Here is a 19,009-nt window from a genome sequence, read left to right on the forward strand (position 1 = left end):
GTGGCAATAGAGAAAGCACGAGCTACAAGCTCAGTTCAGGCAGCGGGAGCAGAGACTAAGCAAAGGCACAAGCAGACGCTTGCGCCAGCAGGAGGCTGCGGTTAGGAAGTATAGCCAAAGTACGGCTCACGCTGATTAGGAAATCCGCAGCAGGCTTGGCTCAGGACAAAATGTCCAGAACAGCGAGAATGGCTAAGGCAGGAATACGCACCTGCGGACCATTGCGACAGAAATGAACAACAGAAAACAAAACCAGAAGAGCTTAGCAGCACAACTTCTCATTATCAATTTATACTCTAAAACCTTATCTTTATACTTCTAAATCTCCACCATGATCCTGATAATCGACGATGATATGGCCGTGCGCGCCTCTTTGAGCCTGCTGCTCAAGCAAAACGGCTTTAAACCCAAGGAAGCAGCTACCCCGCAGGAGGCCCTGCAGGCGGCTGGGCAGCTTCCGTTGGAGTTGGTCATCATGGACATGAACTTCTCGATCGACACCACCGGGCATGACGGGCTGGATCTGTTGGGCAAGTTTAAAAGCCTGTACCCGAAGCTGCCGGTGATTTTGATCACGGGCTGGGGCTCCATTGGCCTGGCTGTGGAGGGCATGCGCCTGGGGGCGGCCGATTTCATCACCAAGCCCTGGAGCAACGACTACATTTTGCAGGCGGTGCGCACAGCCCTAAGCCTCTCGCAGGAGCCGCAGGAAACAGGTGGCGCCCTTACCCGCAAAAAGCTGGACCAGCAGTATGATTTCGGGAACATCATCGGACAGGACCCGCAGCTGCTGCAGATCCTCAAGAAGATCGGCCAGATTGCCCCCACCGATGCCTCTGTGCTGATAGAGGGCGAAAGCGGCACGGGTAAAGAACTTATCGCCGAGGCCATCCACCGCAACAGCCTGCGCAAGAGCCAGCCATTTATAAAAGTGAACCTGGGCGGCATCTCCTCCACCCTCTTCGAGAGCGAGATGTTCGGCCACAAGCGCGGCGCCTTTACCGATGCCAAGGCAGACCGGGTGGGGCGTTTTGAAATGGCAAACAAAGGCACCATCTTTCTGGATGAGATCGGCGAACTGGACCTGGGCAGCCAGGTAAAGCTGCTGCGCGTGCTGCAGGACCGCACCTACGAGGTGCTGGGCGACAGCCGCTCCCGAAAGCTCGACATTCGCGTGGTATGCGCCACCAACAAGGACCTGGCAAAGCTGGTGGAGGAAGGCAAATTCCGGGAGGATTTATACTACAGGATCAACCTGATAAAAGTGAAGCTGCCTGCCCTGCGGGAGCGGGACGAAGATGTGCCCCTGCTGGTGCAGTACTTTGTGAACAACCTCAAGAAAACCTACAACCACCCGGAGCTGGAGGTAAGCCAGCGGGCGCTGCAGTGGCTGAAGGAGCTGCCGCTGCCCGGCAACATCCGCGAGCTGAAGAACCTGGTGGAGCGAACCGTATTGGTGGCTGAGCGGGATGTGCTGCAGGCCGAGGATTTCCAGGCGCAGGCGCAGCAAAGCCCCTCTAAGCCAGGAGACAAGGCTCTGCCTGCCGTGGGCACCATGACCTTGGAGGAAATGGAGGCCTCCATGATCCGCAAATCCATGGACTTCTATCAAAATAACATCAGCAAGGTGGCTCGCGCCCTTGGCCTGAGCCGCGCCGCGCTGTACCGCCGCCTCGACAAGTTCAACATCCCGTATGACGCTGCGGACTAAGTTCATACTTTTCGCCGTGTTGATACACGGCCTGTTGCTGGCGCTGGGCTGGTTCCTGCTGCAGCATAACAAGTTCCTGTTCCTGGGCATGGAGCTGCTGATCATTGTGTCGGCGTTCGTGACTTACCAGCTCTACCGCTCTTTTTTCAAGCCGCTGCAGCTTATCCGCTCCGGTATCGAATCGATCAGGGACAAGGACTTCTCCACCAAGTTTATGGCGGTGGGGCAAAAGGACCTGGACGAACTGGTGAATGTGTACAACCGCATGATCGACCAGCTGCGGCAAGAGCGCGTGGCACAGGCCGAAAAGCACTTTCTCCTCGAAAAGCTCATCCAGGCCTCCCCTGCCGGCATCATCTTGCTGGGGTTCGATAACCAGGTGGAGAGTATAAACCCGGCGGCCGAACGGTTTCTGGGGCAGCCAGCCGAGGCACTGCTTGGCAAGCATGTAAGCCAGTTGCCCGAGGCCTGGGCCAGGGAGCTGAAAGACCTGCCCACCGGCCAGTCTGCCACCTTCCGCATCAACGGCATCTGGACGTACCGCTGCCACCGCGCCCATTTCCAGGACCGTGGCTTTCAGCATTATTTTATTCTTATAGAAGAGCTTACCGAGGCCATACTTCAGAACGAGCGCCAGGCTTACGAGAAAGTGATCCGGGTGATGTCGCATGAGGTGAATAACACCACCGGGGCCATTAACTCTATACTTGGCTCTTTGGGGTTCTATACTTCGCAGCTGCAGCCCGAGGACCAGGAGGACCTGACGCATGTGTTGCAGGTAGCGACGGACCGCAACACCAACCTGAGCCGCTTCATGGCTAATTTTGCCGAGGTCGTACGCCTGCCACAACCCAAAAAAGTACCAACCGATGTGCACACGCTACTGCACGACCTGCAACGCCTGCTGCAGCCGGAGCTTAAGCGCCGTAACATACGGTTGCAGTGGCAGCTAAACCCGGAGCCGCTCGTCGTTCCGCTGGATTCTCAGCAGCTGGAGCAGGTGCTGCTCAACATCTTCAAGAATGCCATGGAGGCTATTGGCACAGATGGAGAGATCCTGGTTGCCACCAGCGCAAACCCGCAGCAGCTGAGCATAACAGACTCCGGCGGGGGCATTCCGGCAGAGGTGCAGGCTAACTTGTTCACCCCTTTTTACACGACCAAAGCCAACGGCCAGGGTATCGGCCTGACCATGGTGCGGGACATCCTCGTCAACCACGGTTTCGGCTTCTCCCTCAGTTCTGAGAACAGCCACCACACCACCTTCCGGATCAGGTTCTAGGGGCCTGCCCTCTGGCCATACTCATAGGTCAGGCAACATATGTATGGATGGCTGCTAAGGTTTGTTCAACTTCAGCAGCAGGTATTTATACTTAACAAGTAGGACTATTAGCCTAAAAACGCTCCGTTCAGCACCTTCTATTTGAATTATTTTAAGCAGCAGCTTTATTTTCAAAAGAATGTAACACTATTGCAAATATTTCCGTAGCGAGCCCGTGCATCTAATGTTAGATTTTTATACATTGTACTCCTACTTTTAGCCAAACTAAACACATGGAGTACAACATTATCATTGCGCCTGACCTGGAGGGGCTGGCAACAGAAGTGGCGGGGTTCCTGCCGCAGGGGTGGAGATTGAAGGGGGGTATCCTGGAGCATAGCGACGGCTTTGCCCAGCAGTTGGTACGCCACACCAAAGACAAGCTTAGAGTACAGCAGCAGCAGCAACAGCACAAGCAGCCTGCCAAACAACGCCGCACCAGGTGGATTGAGTAGCCCACTGTAGCGCATACTGCACCCATACTTTTAAAGCCATTTCCGGGACCTGCTGCGGCAGCCCCGGAAATGGCTTTTCGTTTTTCTACCCCCGCTCTGCCTCCTGCGCCCACACTTTGCACTATGCCAACTATCACCTGCACTTAAAGCAAGCTTTCTCACAAATATCCAAAATTTTAAGGCGATTCAGTATCCTTTTATGCAAGCACCAGTATATATGGCAGAACTAAAATCCGGTTACACTGAAGCTTTTACTTTAATCACATTAAACGGAGCTTACAGGTGCACAACCAACCTGCACCGCTGAAGAATCACCCTTAACCCTTTATTATGAAAAACATAGTATACCTTCTCCTGCTTTTGCTAGGTGTCAGCTCTTGCATGACGAAAAAAGAACTCGTATACATCCAGAATTCTAATCTTAAAGAAAACGTCCCTACTGATTTCCAGACTCGCTACGCCGCTTACCATCTGCAGTCAAACGATGTGCTGTCTATAAAGGTGCTGAGCGTGGACCCAGACATGTCCAACCTCTTCAACATCACCAACCCTGTTAACGCCATGGGCATGTCGGAGCCAGCCAGCCTTTACCTGAGCGGCTACGCCATAGATAACGAAGGCTTTATTAACCTGCCAACTGTTGGGAAACTGAAAGTAGAGGGCCTCACCACAGGCCAGACGCAGGACCTGATCCAAAAGAACCTGGACCGCTACATTACCGACGCCACCGTGGTGGTAAAGCTCATTAGCTTTAAGGTGAGCATTTTAGGGGAGGTCCGCAACCCCGGATACTTCTACATCTACAACGAGCGGGCAAACCTGCTGGAGGGCCTCAGCCTGGCCGGCGACCTGACCTTAGGCGCAGACCGCGACAATGTAAAACTGGTGCGCCAGAAGAATGACGGCACATCTGAGGTAGTGCTGCTAGACCTCAAAGACCCTAATCTCGTACAATCCCACTACTATTACCTAATGCCCAACGACGTGATTTACGTGGAGCCTCGCAAGACACAGCTGAAGCGCGACAACCTGATTGTATGGAACGCTGTGCTAGGGGTGATCTCTACAGGGGCATTACTGTACAATTTGTTTAAATAACGATGAGAAAAAATAAACAGGAGCACGAAATAGACTTAAGAAGCTGGTTTTTCAAGTTTAGGTCTAATTGGTATTGGTTTGCCCTAAGTGCCGTGCTGGCGCTGGCGGCAGGCTATGTGTATGTAAAAAGCTCTCCGCGCGTGTTCGAGTTCAAGTCTACGCTGCTGCTCGGCGACCAGCAAACCGGCTCTAAGAAGGCGCAGGAACTGCTGGAGGTGCTGGACGTGCAGAGCAGAGGCATAAAAGTGGAGGACGAGATCGGCCTTTTATCGTCTGCCGAGATGATAAAACAAGCGCTGCAAAAGCTGAACTTCACCGTAGCGTATTACCGCGTTACCGACCATTGGTTGAATAATATCAGTAACCTGGTGGTTGAGGAACAATACAAGTCCGCACCCTACGAGGTGGACCTGGACACAAGCGGCATACAGCTGGTGGATATCCCGATAACGGTGCGCTTGCTGGACGAGAACACCTATGAGCTGGAGATTGAAGCCGAGAACGCCCCGCGTTACGACTTCCGCTCTAACGCTGTTGTAGGCTCTTTGCCGATTGTGAGCTTTAAGAAGACGCTTAAGTTCGGGGAGCCCTACCAGGACGAGAACCTGAGCCTGACGCTTCACCGCAGCGATGCAAAGAACCTGGAGCCGGCCAAGAAGTACTACTTTGTGATAAACAGCCTGGAGAGCCTCGTGAAGCAGCAACAGGCCTCACTGGGTATTGCACCGCTGGACCGCGAGGCCCGTGTGCTGGTGCTGGGCAGCAAGGGAAGTATACCGGATAAGCAGGTAGCCTTCCTGAACACGCTAATGGCAGAATATGTGGCTAACGACCTGAAGGAGAAGAACCAGAACGGGCTGAAGACGCTGGAGTTCATCGACAGCCAGCTGGCAACGCTTTCTGACTCGCTCCGCCAGAGCAAGAACGCGCTATCCTCGTTTCGCTCCAACAACCGGATCGCCAACATCAACGTGCAGTCTAACCTCAATTATGAGAAGCTCTCGCAGCTGGAGGCAGAGCGCGCGCGCCTGAACACCGACAAGACCTACTATGAGAACATCCTGGACCAGATCCGGAACGGCAACGGCATCGCGCAGTCGGTGTCGCCTACAGTGGGTGGCATCCAGAGCCCGATTCTGAACAACCTGTTTCTGCAGCTGGCTGAGCTGAACCAGAAAAAGGCCGGCTACAGAACCACGGCCACAGAAGAAAACCCGATGCTGCGCAAGATCGAAGGCGAGATAGCCAACACGCGGAGCGCCATTGAGGCCAACCTGCAGAACCTGGTGGAGTCGGCCAACATCTCTATTGCCAACGTAAACGAGCGGATCGGCAAGATAGAGTCTACGCTTGCCTCCCTGCCCGAGAACGAGCGCAAGCTGATGGACCTGCAGAGCCAGTCCGAGTTCATCGACAAGAAGTATGACTTCCTGCTGGAGAAACGTGCTGAGGCTGCCATTGCCCTGGCCACCAACGCGACGGACAAAAAGATCATCGACAAGGCCTCTATGGTAGGCAGTACCCCTGTTAACGTGAAGCCGAAGATGATCTACCTGCTGGCCCTGCTCATCGGCTTGGCCATACCTGCCGGCGTGATAGTGCTGCTGTCGAACGTGGACAACACCATACAGGGTAAAAACGAGTTAAGCAACCTGACCAGAATCCCTTTCCTGGGGGTGGTGGCGCATGGCTCTAAGTCGGATAAGCTGGCTGTGCTGAATAACCAGCGCTCGGCCATTGCCGAGTCGTTCAGGTCGATACGCATAAACCTGCAGTACCTGATGTCGGACCAGGAGTTCCAGGTAATCGGCCTCACCTCCTCTGTCTCAGGCGAGGGCAAGACCTTCTGCTCTGTGAACCTGAGCTCTGAGATTGCCATGTCGGGCAAGCGTGTGGTGCTTATTGAGTCGGACATGCGCAAGCCAACCTTCAGCAAGTACTTTCCGGTGGCTGAGTCTGTTGGCCTGTCGACGTACCTGACGCAGGGGCAGGCACTGGAGGAGGTGGTGCAGAAAACTTACATGGAGAACCTCGACATCATCCCGTGCGGACCGATTCCTGAGAACGCCCTCCACCTGCTGGAGTCGCCGAAGATGCAGGAGCTTGTAAACAAGCTGAAAGAGCAGTATGATTATGTGGTGGTGGATACCCCACCGATTGGCTTCGTTTCAGAGTACTTTGTGCTGATGCGCCACATGGACGTGAACCTGTACGTGGTGAAGCATAAGTATACTAACAAAGACATGTTGGCCGAGATAAATGAGTTGTACAACGCCGGCAAGGTGAAGAACCTTTACATGATCATGAACGACCTCAACTACAACAAGACCTATGAGTACGGCTATAAGAAAAAGGCCAAGTACTACTACGTCTAACCCTATTTACCAACATAACAGCGGGTGCAGCCAGAGTGGCTGCACCTCACCTGTTACTCTATACCAGCATACCACAGATGAGTAAAAATTTAGCCTCCAAAGCTGTCAGCGGCCTGAAGTGGGGAACCGTCTCCACGGTAGCCAACGCAGTGATGCAGATTGGCTATACCTCGGCCATGGCCCGCCTGCTGGCCCCGGAGGCTTTTGGTCTGGTGGCCATTGCCAGCGTGATCCTACGCTTCGGCAGTTACTTTGCGCATTTGGGTCTCTCGCAGGCTATTATTCAAAAAGATGAGCTAACAGAGGATAACATCCGGGCTGCCTTTACATCATCCGCGCTGCTTGGCCTTTTCTTCACCGTGCTGATCTGGGCACTGGCTCCCTTCGCCACCATGTTCTTCGATAACGATGTGTATGGGAGCGAGCAAGTGACGCCCATTGTGCGCCTCATGTCCATGGCACTGTTGATAGGCGGCCTGTCCTCCACAGCCTCTAGCCTGTGTGAGCGCAACATGCGGTTTAAGGAGCTAAGCATTGTTGAGACGCTCTCCTACATCATATCCTACCTGGGGGTTGGGGTAGTTCTCGCTTACCTGGGCTACGGTGTTTGGAGCCTTGTGATCGCCACACTTACGCAGGCATCACTTGTGGCCCTGGGGGCTTATTTCATAACAAGGCATAACGTCTTGCCTCTATTTAAATGGGAGTCTTACAAACCACTGTTTAGCTATGGCAGCAGAATGTCTGTCATCAGTTTTCTGGAGTTCCTGAGCCAGGACATGGCCACCATACTTATCGGGAAGACACTGGGGCCGTACAGATTGGGCCTGTATGACCGGGCGCATAGGCTGGTAAACCTGCCCATGTACATGCTAACCCGCACCATTAGCCGTGTTATATTTCCGTCCTTCAGTAAGTTACAGGCAGAAACGTCCAAGTTGGCGAGTGCCTATATTTCCAGCACGACGCTTCTGGCTACCATAATCATACCCACTTGCCTGGGCTTGTTGGTGGCTGCGCCCGAGGTGGTGTACATCCTTCTAGGCGACCAGTGGGGCGAGTCGATCCCTGTGCTGCAGGTGCTTTGCCTGGCTATTCCCTTGAGCTTTATCACCATGTTTGCAGGGATCGTGTGCGATGCTAAGGCCGTGCTTAACATTAAGATCGTGCTGACGCTCGTGTTTATAGGTGTGATAACGACTTTCTTCTTTGTGCTGAGGCAATATGGCCTGATCGGGTTCGCCTTCGCCGTTCTGGCGGGTGAGATAGTGCGTATTCTGTTCTACCAAACAGTCCTGAACCGGATTCTGAAGCTTTCTTACTTGGAGCAAATGCAGGTGTACGTGCCAGGCTTGGTCAACGGTGTGCTTATAGCCGCCATCATCTATGCCCTAAGCAGTGTGCTGCGTGGCCTTGACCTGTCCCATGTGCTCGTGCTGGCTTGCCAGATAACAACAGGGGCGATTCTGTTCATAGTCCTGACCCTGTTCTTCCCGCACAACACGCTTAAAACGCAAATAAACAAGCTTCTTTCAAAGTTCGGGGTTGATGAGAACTCGACGAGCTATTACGGCAAGATGCTATCAAAATATAGAAAATCCGTAATCAACAATACTGAAGCAGTAAATTGACATACAAATATGGTTATAGGAGTATCCGGGCCGGTAGATATAAAGCTTTTGGAATGTGATTTCGGGGACACGGCCATACCTAACACGAATACATTTCCGTTAATATCCCACTTTATCAACGCCCTGATCAAACGGGGTTACCATGTTATCGCCTATACGAATTCTGGCGAAGTCTCAGAGCCTACCGTACTGCATAGCAAACAAGTAACAGTATGCATCGGCTGCACAAAGCCGCAGCCAGGCAGAAGGGTCTTTAACTATGAAAGGGAGCAGCTGAAGGCCCTGATGCTGCAGCACCCTGCTGACATCATTTACGCTTTCTGGACGTATGAGTACGCCTGGGCTGCGCTGGACAGCGGCATACCCACCGTGGTAAGCATCCACGACATCGCCTGGAAAATATTACTGAAGCAGCCTGACATGTTCCGGCTCGTACGCTTCCTCATGAACGCTGTGGTTGTTTACAGAGCAAAATGGCTGGTGGCTAACTCAGCTTATACCTACTCCCAGTTATCAGCCCGGAACAAGCGGAAGGCAACTGTCATCAACAACTTCTATACACCACACCTGGATGGGCCCTTGCCCCCTGGAAAGGTAAAGGGGAATTACATTATCTCCGTCGTGATGGGCTTCACCAAACGCAAGGGCGTTCCGAGGGCGCTACATGCCTTTGCCAGACTGAAAAAGAAGTTTCCGGCACTGGAGTACCACCTGATCGGGGCTGACATGGAACCCGGGGGAGCCGCGCAGCAATATGCCCGGCAGCATAACCTGGAGGACGGTGTGCGGTTTTTGGGGCCATGCTCCCATCAGGAGCTGATGCAGCATGTAACTGGTGCCAGGGTGCTCCTGCACCCTTCGGAAGAAGAATCATTTGGGATGGCCGTGCTGGAGTCTATGATTGCGGGCACACCTGTAGTGGGTGGCAGGCGCAGCGGCTTTGTACCCTACCTGCTGGACCACGGAGACGCTGGTGTGCTGTGTGACATACAATCTGAGGAAGAAATGGCCGCCGCCGCGGAGCGCCTCTTACGTGATGATGCTTTCGCGCAACAGGTGGCCTCCAAGGCTTACGCATTTGCGAAGGCGCACTTTTCTGAAGAAGTTGTGGCAGAGCAACACCTGAAGCTGTTCGCCTCCATACTTAACACAGGAAACACTAAGCGCCCGGCTTCAGTACAAGAGAGAGCTGCCACCTCGCTGCTTAACAATTGATATTAGCAACATCAGCACCATGAAGTTAAACTACAGCATCATTTTCGCCTTCCCGCTCATGCTGATCATGTTCCTGGACCCAATGTACCTGGAACTGTTGGCAGGAGGCAACGAGGATACGCTGGGCTCTATGCTTAGTGTGTTGGTAAAGCTAAACGCCGGGATCGCCTTTCTGTATAGCGCCTATCGTTTTCAGACCATGTCTCCGTTCATGCGCTTTGTATTTGTGCTTGTTACCATTTATGTGTTCGGCATGTCGTTCGAGTCCTACTACAAGTATAACAGCTTCTTCATCTACCCGCATGTGTTTTTAAGGCTGCTCTTGTTTTACTTCGTGTTCTTCATTTATACTTTCTATAAGAACAACGACCACCTCCGGTTGAACCACATCATCAACTTTATCCTGATCGGTTTTGCCCTGAACGTTGTGCTGATACATCCCGAGGCCCTTAGCATCGCTTCGTTCACAAACCATGAGCGCGGCGTAAATGCCACCACCATGTACATGCTGGTTATCCCTTTCCTGTACTTTGCCAGCAAGTACCTTTTCGAAGGCGGCATGTACAACCTGATCATGGGCTTTGTGGTGGTACTGGCCATCATCTTCTTTCAGCACAGAACGGTGTGGGTCTGCATGACGATTATCCTCGCTGTGTACGTTTACCTGGTTCATTTCAAGGCTGTCGTGAAAGTGAATTTCGGTAAGCTGCTTCCTATTGGCTTTGTGATTGTTATGTTAGGCATCCTGAGCAGTGCCTTCCTTTTCTCCACCCACCCGGAAATCATCACCAAGATTCAGGAGAACTTCTCAGACATCGAAAATGCCAGTGAGCAGGGAACCGGCGGCTGGCGGTACAATCAGTTTCTGTCTTACCTGCCCTTTATACAAGATAACTTTATCATGGGCATGCGATTCGAAGGCTTTGAACTACCTATCCAGTTTTACCGCGACGACCTTAACGCACCCGTGTTTGAGGATGGCAACGGCCACCACTTCCATAGCTTTTATGTGGATGTGCTCTTTTACGTAGGCATGGTGGGCATGACGCTGTTTATGCTCATGCAGTTTTATGCCATGAAGAAAGGCTTTGCAGGAAAACGGCTGAACGAGAAGCAGATTGTTATACTTGCCTTCATCTCCAGTGGCCTGGTGTACGGCATTTCTTACATACTGCCCTACTTCTACTACGCCTTCCTGGGCCTGGCTATTGCTTACCTGGAGCAGGACATAACCCAATATACCTTTTTACCAGATTTTGCCAAGCGCCGGAGAGATAGGATTAGCCAGCGCAAGCGTGATCGAATAACTGCTCTTCAAACAGTAACCCCATCTTAAGAATAGCAGTACAAGTATATATCTTAACCCTTACACTTGTATGAGTACCTCTATACCGCAAGAACCATTGCACACTCCGGTGTTGCTGATCATATTTAACAGAGCCCATACCACCCAGAAAGTTTTTGACCGCATACGGCAGGTAAAGCCCAAGAAGCTGTACGTGGCCGCCGACGGGCCGCGCCCGCACGTGGCCACCGATGCCGAGCGCTGCGCCGAGACCCGCCGCATTGTGGAGCAGGTGGATTGGGATTGCGAGGTGAAGACGCTGTTTCAGGAACAGAACCTGGGCTGCGGCGTGGCTCCCTCCCGCTCTATCTCCTGGCTTTTCGAGAACGAGGAGACCGGCATTATACTCGAGGATGACTGCATCCCGTCGCAAAGCTTTTTCTGGTTCTGCCAGGAGCTGCTGCAGAAGTACAAACAGGACACCCGCGTGATGCACATCAGCGGCAACAACTACCTGGATGGCTGGCGCCGCGACTCCGACTACTCCTACTACTTCTCCGACAAGGTGAACAGCTGGGGCTGGGCCACCTGGCGCCGTGCCTGGCAGCTCTACGACTTTAACCTGGGCAACTACCCAGAGCTTAAGAACAAAGGCTACCTCAACGGCATCTTCCTCAACAAGTTCGAGGAGAAGTATAGGCTCAGCAAGCTGGAGGAGACCTTTGAGAACATCCGGAAAGGCGATGTGTGGGATTACCAGTGGGAGTTTACCGTCTACAGCAACTCCGGCCTCTGCATCGTGCCCGAGGTGAACCTGGTGCGCAACATCGGCTTTGGCGAGGATGCCACCCACACCTTTAACCTGCACGACAAGAAGGCCCAAGTATACGAGGAGGAAATAGCTTTTCCGCTTCGCCACCCCAAGTTCGTGATCCGCGATGTAGAGTCGGACCGGCGAAACTTTAATAAAATGATGCGCGACAAAGCAAGCGCCAAACTGAAAGCTATGTTCAGCTTTAGTCTGTAATTGAGTATATGAAATTACTTTTATCTGCATATGCCTGCGAGCCCAACCGGGGCACCGAACTGGGCAACGGTTGGAACTGGGCGCTGAATACGGCCAAGCTTGGCCATGAAGTATGGTGCCTGACCACTGTGGAAGGCCGTGAAAGTATAGAAAAGGAAGTAGAGAAACTGGCGCTGCCGAACCTGCACATCGTGTTTGTGGAGCTACCGGCCTGGGTTGATAAGCTCTTCGAATACCACCTGGGTTTTTACCCGCACTACATGTACTGGCAGCACCGCGCTTACCAAAAGGCAAAGGAGCTGGATGAAAAAATCAACTTCGACCTGGTGCACCACGTGACTATCGGTAGCCTGCAGATGGGTACGGCCCTGTGGCGTTTGAACAAGCCGCTCATCTTCGGCCCGACAGGCGGCGGCCAGGAAGCTCCGCGTGCGCTGAAGAAATACTTCTTTAGCGGGTGGAAAACCGAGGTCATGCGCAAGGTGATCAGCGAACTGTTGCTGGCCCTGAACCCGAACGCCCGCAGAGCCATGCAGCATGCCTCGCTGGTGCTCACCACCAACCAGGACACCTACGACATGGCCCAGCGCATCGGCGCCCTGAACCCGAAGATGTTTCTGGACACCAGCCTGCCCGAGGACTTTTACCCGGAGGCCTATCCCGAGCGCATTCCGGACGAGACGCTGAAGATTCTGTGGGTGGGCCGCCTGTTTGCCCGCAAAGGGTTGCCGCTGGTGCTGGATGCCCTGAGCAAGGTGCGCCCTGATGTGAAGTATGAGCTGACCATACTGGGCGATGGCCCCATGCACGATTATGTGCCGCGCTGGATAGAGGAGTACAAGCTGCAAGGGAAGGTAAACTGGAAAGGCCAGGTGCCGTGGGATGAGGTGAAACGCGCCTATACCGCCAGCGACCTTTTTCTGTTCTGCAGCCTCCGCGACTCCAGTGCCGCCCAGTTTCTGGAGGCCATGGCCTACGGCCTGCCGATTGTTACGCTGGACCTGCACGGCGCCAGAAACCTGGTACCGGATGATGCCGGCGTGAAAGTGCCGGTTAGCACCTCCCAGGAAACCGTGAAAGCCATTGCCGCTGCCGTGGAGAAATTACATGACCAACCCCTGCTGCGCCGTCAGTTGGGCATGAACGGCTATAAATTCTCCAAATCGCAGACATGGACCAAAAAGACACAACACATCAACGAGTTTTACAGTAAGTATACCCAGGCCAAGCCTGCCGAACTAACCGTTCAACCTTAGTATTAGCCCTTAACACTTATGTTATACATTGTCATACCTGTTTTCAACAGAAAGAACTTTACCAAAGAATGCCTGCTTTCCCTTCAACGAGGCACTAACCAAAACTATAAAGTAATTGTGGTGGACGACGGCTCCACCGACGGCACCGCCGACATGCTGCGCGAGGAATTTCCGGAGACAGAAGTGCTTTTCGGAGACGGAAGCCTCTTCTGGACCGCCAGCGTGAACATGGGCATCAAGCACGCCCTGCAGCAAGGAGCCGAGTACGTGATGACGCTCAACAACGACTTGGAGGTAGCCGAGGACTATATCGAAAATACCTACAAGTGGATGGCAAAGAAGCCAAACGCCGTGATCGGGGCGTTGGAGATGGATGCCGGTACCCGCGAGCCAGCCTTTGGCGGCGAGATCGTGGATTTTAAGCTGAACAAGGTGCGCCACCTGCTGCAGGAACTACCGAAAGAGCAGCAGGCAGGATTGCATGCGGTATCGCAACTGCCGGGCCGTGGCCTGCTTATACCTCGCGCTGTGTTCGAGAAGATCGGCCTGCTGGACCAGGACCGCTTCCCGCACTACGTGGCCGACTACGACTTCACCCACACTGCCCTGCGCAACGGCTTTGAGCTGTACGTGAACTACGACGCTAAGCTTTATACTTACCCTGAGGAAAGCGGCGAGCGCAAAAACCGCCAGAGCAAGTCGCTGCAGAATTTCTACAAGCACCTGTTCGACATCAAGGGCGGCGGCAACCTGCGCGATTTTACCCGCTTCACGCTCAAGAACTGCCCTACACCGTATATCCCCTACTACCTGGCCAATGGCTACGCCCGGCGCATTTTTGGTTATATGCTGAAATAGATGCCGTATCCTATAAGTATAAAAGCCACTTCCCGCCGCCGCCATATGCTGTCGGTAAGCCGGAAGTGGCTTTTTACTGTAGCTGCTGCCGCTTTGGTAGTGCTAGCCGGGCTTAGCCTGGCGCGCGTGCTGCACTTCTCGCCCAGGGCTGCAACGGCTAACTACAGCGGCCCGCTTATCATTACCAAGGGCGGCACCTACAGTGGCAACTGGGAGTCCAGGGACTCTGAGGTACCGGCCGTGGAAGTGCGCACGAAGGAGCCAGTCATTATCGAGAACTCTAAAATCAGGGGGGCCGGCTTCCTGATCCACAGCCAAGGGCATGGCGCGGACATTACCGTACGCAACACCGAAGGCTATGGGCTACCCCCCACCCCCTACAGCGGCTACGCCAAGCCGCGCCGCTTTCTGGCAGTGGATGTTTTCCGGAACGTGGTGGTGGAACACTGCTACATGGAGCAGACAGGAGGCATCTACCTTGGTGTAGAATACACGGGCGACAGCAGTCAGGAGCAAAGTATAAAGATCCGCTACAACAAGGCCCGTAACATTACCGGCGAAGTATACGATGGCCTGAAGGCTGTACAGTTCGTGCAGTTTAACTACCGTGGCGAGGTACCTCATGCCGAGATTGCCTGGAACGAAGTGATAAACGAGCCGGGAGCCTCCGCCGTGGAGGACAACATCAACATCTACAACTCCAGGGGTACGGCTCATTCCCCTATCCTGATTCACAACAATTACATACAAGGTGCTTTCCCCTACCCCCTGCACCTACCTGAGTATTCCGGCGGCGGCATCATCACCGACTCCCCGGGCACCGACTCCCTGGAGGCCACCGCTTATGTGAAGGTGTACGAAAACCAACTGGTGGGCCTCGGCAACTACTGCCTGGGCATCGCCGGGGGCAACCACATCGAGATGCACCATAACCGTGCTGTAGTGGCGGCAGAATTTCCGGACGGCAAGCCCTACCACTTCTGGACCAGCGGTATCTGGGCCAAAGACTACTATAAGATGGGCAACACCTTTAACAACAGCATGCACCACAACAGCCTGGCCGTTTTGGGCAAGAACAGGAGCTGGCGCAACGAAGTGTTCGACAGTACCTTTGCAGCCGCCCGGGAATACGCCAATCACATTCTCCCGGACAGTGTCACCAAAGCCCTGGAGACTCAGGAATACACACTTTGGCAAAGAAAGCTCCGCCAGCACAACATAAAACTAGGGCCGCAGCCTCGTCTATAACACAGGCTAAATCCACAAACTGTGGAATTGCTATACGCCTATATTAGCTTAAATCGCACTTTTAATATTGCCCAACCTGAAAGTGTGGAATTATTCCACACCAGAAAAGTACAATACATGCAACTTTGTATCACCATAATATATAAATATATCTTACAATAAATATTTATATCACTTTCCCCATATCTCCATCCTCTGTCTTACAGGTGATACTGCTGTCATAAACATTAAATACTGCCTATATAACAGGATTATACCTGCAAAAACCCATATAAACATTTAAAGATATTTGCGAAATGCGTAACCTTATCAAAACCCTTCTAAAATAAAGGAATAAAGGGTTTTATAATTTTACAGCCATTTATATCATATAACTATTCTTATAAGTGTATAAATTTTTACAATTTTAAAAATACAACTGTGGGATTTATCAAACTTTCCACTTTATATTTGCAACAGTTTATATTTTAAAACTTTAGCCACTTACAACAACGCGGAGCTATCGCTCCAATACAGAAAAAATCTTATCAACAGTGCATTAGCCAAGGGACACTGTAAGATTTTTAAAGAGAACAAAACATTAAAAAATCTTATTTTCAACTTTTAGCCAAAGGAAATGAACACAAAAACCTCTAACCTGAGCAAGAGGGCAAGCAGAGCACTTATGGCTCAGCTTTTCGCCTACATCCTGTTCGTGCTTCTTCCTTCTACAGTAACCGCACAAACTTACAGTGGCCCACTGGTGATCACCAAGGGCGGAACCTACAAAGGAAACTGGGAGTCCAGAAACTCTGATGTCGCTGCCATAGAGATTAAAACAAGCGAGCCAGTGATCATCGAGCATTCCAACATCCGCGGGGCCGGTCCGCTTATCAGAAGCTTGGGCAACAGCATAAACCTGACGATCCGCCACACGAATGGGTATGGACTTGCGCCAACACCTTACAGTGGCTCCAAAAAAGCGCGTCGCTTCTTAGGCATAGATGTTTTCAAGAGTGTGGTGGTAGAAAACTGCTACATGGAGAACACAGCCGGCATCTACATCGGCCAAAGCTACGAGGGTAACGGAACCTCTTCAGAAACAATCAAAATTCGCTACAACGTAGCTAAGAATATTGATGGCCGTGTATATGGGGGAACTACTTTCGCGCAGTTTGTCCAGTTTAACTTTAAAAAGCCAATTAGCCACGCAGAGGTTGCCTGGAACCAGGTGATAAACACGCCTAACAACTCTGCCGTGGAAGACAACATCAACATTCACAACTCCAGGGGAACACAGTCTTCTCCCATCAAGATACACAACAACTACATTGAAGGTGCTTACCCTGTACAGGCAGAAAGTAAGTCCTACTCCGGTGGTGGTATCATTACGGACGGTGATGGCGACATCAACACTTGCCCTGCTTACATCGAGGCACACGACAACCAACTGATAGGCCTTGGCAACTACTCTATGGGTATAGCCGGTGGCAACAATATCCGCTACCACCACAACAGAGCCGTAAACGCAGCCACCTTCGACAACGGCACAAAGTATAACATGTATACTTCCGGCCTGTGGAGCAAAGATTACTACAGAAACAATACAACCTTCTCTAACTCGGTAGACAACAACGTGGTAGGCATCACCGCGTGGGGTTACACCAATAACCGCAACGACGTCTCTGTAGCTGAGAACGCCAGTTTTACGAACAACACGTTCTTGCCACTTACTGCGGCCATAACTAAGCAAATGGAGAAAGATGAGTACAGCATGTGGCAGAGCAAGTTAGCGAAGAACGGTATTGTACTGGGCCCTAACGGATCGGCCAGTGCTGCTCCAGCCAACCAGGCGCCAACAGTAGCGATCACCTCCCCAACTGTTAATGCTTCGCTTTCGACAGGATCTCCTATCGTGATAAATGCTAACGCGACAGACGCTGACGGCTCGGTTACAAAGGTTGAGTTTTACCAAGGTTCCGTGAAGCTCGGTGAGGACACCAGCGCCCCCTTCAGCTACACCTGGACTAACGCCGCTACTGGCACATACTCGCTAACTGCCAAGGCTTATGACAATGCAGGTGCTTCAAAGACATCTGCCGCAGTAGGTATCGTGGTTGTAAACGTATCGGAGCCGGTTGAGACCCCTCTTACACAGACACCGTCAACTTCTACAGGGTCCGGCACTGGCAAGATCGTGCTGGAGCACTGGAAGGGCGTCTACAGCGAGAACGTGAACGACGTTCCGGTGAACACCACGCCGAGCAGCACCAAGGAGCTGACCCTGTTCGAGGCTCCGTCTAACGTGGGCGACAACTACGCCCAGCGCATCCGCGGCTACGTGACGGCGCCCGAGAGCGGCCAGTACACCTTCTGGATCGCAGGCGACAACCATGCGGCCCTCTACCTGAGCACCTCGGAGGACCCGGCGGCCAAGAAGCAGCTGGCCTACGTGAACGGCTGGACCAACCCGCGCGAGTGGACCAAGTACTCCTCGCAGCAGTCGGTGAAGGTGACCCTGGAGGCCGGCAAGCGCTACTACATCGAGGCCCTGCACCTGGAGGGAGCCGGCGGCGACAACCTGGCTGTGGCCTGGCAGCTGCCAAGCGGCGCCAAGGAAGCTCCGATCGCGGGAGCCAGACTCTCAACTTTTGGCAGCAAAGCTCCTGAGACTGTAGCCATCGTACCTGCGGCCGGCAAGATCGTGCTGGAGCATTGGAAGGGCGTCTACAGCGAGAACGTGAACGACGTTCCGGTGAACACCACGCCGAGCAGCACCAAGGAGCTGACCCTGTTCGAGGCTCCGTCTAACGTGGGCGACAACTACGCCCAGCGCATCCGCGGCTACGTGACGGCGCCCGAGAGCGGCCAGTACACCTTCTGGATCGCAGGCGACAACCATGCGGCCCTCTACCTGAGCACCTCGGAGGACCCGGCGGCCAAGAAGCAGCTGGCCTACGTGAACGGCTGGACCAACCCGCGCGAGTGGACCAAGTACTCCTCGCAGCAGTCGGTGAAGGTGACCCTGGAGGCCGGCAAGCGCTACTACATCGAGGCCCTGCACCTGGAGGGAGCCGGCGGCGACAACCTGGCTGTGGCCTGGCAGCTGCCAAGCGGCGCCAAGGAAGCTCCGATCGCAGGAAAGCACCTGTCTCCGTTCGGGGATTCTTTCCAGAACATCTCTGCCATGCAGGTTTCTGAAGTAGCAGACTCAGATCCATTCTTCGCCCAAACCACGGCTTACCCTAACCCATTCCGTGATGTGGTAACGCTGGACTTCGGAGACAAGCAGGTAGAGCTGGCAGAAGTGAACGTACTGGACCAGACTGGCCGCGTTGTTTACAAAGAGTCTAAGCTGGAGCTGGTAAACAATAAGCTTTCGATTGACTTGGCTCAGCTGAAAACAGGTCTGTATATTCTGAAGTACACAGACAAAGCCGGCAAGTCCGACAGCATCAAAATCGTGAAAGAATAACAAGTCCACAACTTTTAGCCTATACAGAAAAGGGCCTGCAAATTTGCAGGCCCTTTTTTATGAAGCACAAGGTAG

The 19,009-nt window shown here is 53.0% G+C and carries 13 protein-coding genes; all 13 read left to right on the forward strand.

Going from position 1 to position 19,009, the window contains the following annotated elements:
- Window positions 1–331: 331 nt before the first annotated feature.
- The 13 genes from PXG97_RS08085 (at window position 332) to PXG97_RS08145 (ending at window position 18,934) form a co-directional block, all read left to right on the forward strand.
- Entirely contained in the window at window positions 332–1,711 is a 1,380-nt protein-coding gene (locus tag PXG97_RS08085) for a sigma-54-dependent transcriptional regulator (RefSeq protein WP_276497246.1), read from the forward strand.
- Window positions 1,695–2,993 carry a sensor histidine kinase gene (locus PXG97_RS08090; RefSeq protein ID WP_276497247.1) on the forward strand — a complete coding sequence of 433 codons (1,299 nt, stop codon included), beginning with the start codon at window positions 1,695–1,697 and terminating at the stop codon, window positions 2,991–2,993. The genes PXG97_RS08085 and PXG97_RS08090 overlap by 17 nt, the downstream gene beginning before the upstream one ends.
- Window positions 2,994–3,265: 272 nt before the next feature.
- A complete protein-coding gene (locus tag PXG97_RS08095; protein ID WP_276497248.1) occupies window positions 3,266–3,487 on the forward strand; it encodes a hypothetical protein in 222 nt (73 codons plus the stop codon).
- A 330-nt stretch (window positions 3,488–3,817) separates the two neighbouring features.
- Complete coding sequence (locus PXG97_RS08100) at window positions 3,818–4,585, forward strand: polysaccharide biosynthesis/export family protein (protein WP_276497249.1); 768 nt, start codon at window positions 3,818–3,820, stop codon at window positions 4,583–4,585.
- 2 nt (window positions 4,586–4,587) lie between these two features.
- Entirely contained in the window at window positions 4,588–6,960 is a 2,373-nt protein-coding gene (locus PXG97_RS08105; protein ID WP_276497250.1) for a polysaccharide biosynthesis tyrosine autokinase, read from the forward strand.
- A 77-nt stretch (window positions 6,961–7,037) separates the two neighbouring features.
- Entirely contained in the window at window positions 7,038–8,591 is a 1,554-nt protein-coding gene (locus PXG97_RS08110) for a lipopolysaccharide biosynthesis protein (RefSeq protein ID WP_276497251.1), read from the forward strand.
- A 9-nt stretch (window positions 8,592–8,600) separates the two neighbouring features.
- Window positions 8,601–9,806 carry a glycosyltransferase family 4 protein gene (locus tag PXG97_RS08115; RefSeq protein WP_276497252.1) on the forward strand — a complete coding sequence of 402 codons (1,206 nt, stop codon included), beginning with the start codon at window positions 8,601–8,603 and terminating at the stop codon, window positions 9,804–9,806.
- Between the two features lie 19 nt (window positions 9,807–9,825).
- Window positions 9,826–11,142, forward strand: a complete 1,317-nt coding sequence (locus PXG97_RS08120; protein ID WP_276497253.1) for an O-antigen ligase family protein — start codon at window positions 9,826–9,828, stop codon at window positions 11,140–11,142.
- A 40-nt stretch (window positions 11,143–11,182) separates the two neighbouring features.
- A complete protein-coding gene (locus tag PXG97_RS08125) occupies window positions 11,183–12,118 on the forward strand; it encodes a nucleotide-diphospho-sugar transferase (RefSeq protein ID WP_276497254.1) in 936 nt (311 codons plus the stop codon).
- Between the two features lie 8 nt (window positions 12,119–12,126).
- Complete coding sequence (locus tag PXG97_RS08130; protein WP_276497255.1) at window positions 12,127–13,374, forward strand: glycosyltransferase family 4 protein; 1,248 nt, start codon at window positions 12,127–12,129, stop codon at window positions 13,372–13,374.
- Window positions 13,375–13,392: 18 nt separating this feature from the next.
- On the forward strand, window positions 13,393–14,232 hold the full coding sequence (locus PXG97_RS08135; protein ID WP_276497256.1) for a glycosyltransferase family 2 protein: 840 nt from the start codon (window positions 13,393–13,395) through the stop codon (window positions 14,230–14,232).
- Entirely contained in the window at window positions 14,233–15,480 is a 1,248-nt protein-coding gene (locus tag PXG97_RS08140; RefSeq protein WP_276497257.1) for a glycosyl hydrolase, read from the forward strand. It abuts the gene before it with no gap.
- 664 nt (window positions 15,481–16,144) lie between these two features.
- The gene (locus PXG97_RS08145; RefSeq protein ID WP_276497258.1) at window positions 16,145–18,934 is read left to right on the forward strand and encodes a PA14 domain-containing protein; all 2,790 of its coding nucleotides are present in this window, start codon (window positions 16,145–16,147) and stop codon (window positions 18,932–18,934) included.
- Window positions 18,935–19,009 lie beyond the last annotated feature (75 nt).

This window comes from Pontibacter litorisediminis, from assembly GCF_029360645.1.
Lineage (GTDB): Bacteria > Bacteroidota > Bacteroidia > Cytophagales > Hymenobacteraceae > Pontibacter > Pontibacter litorisediminis.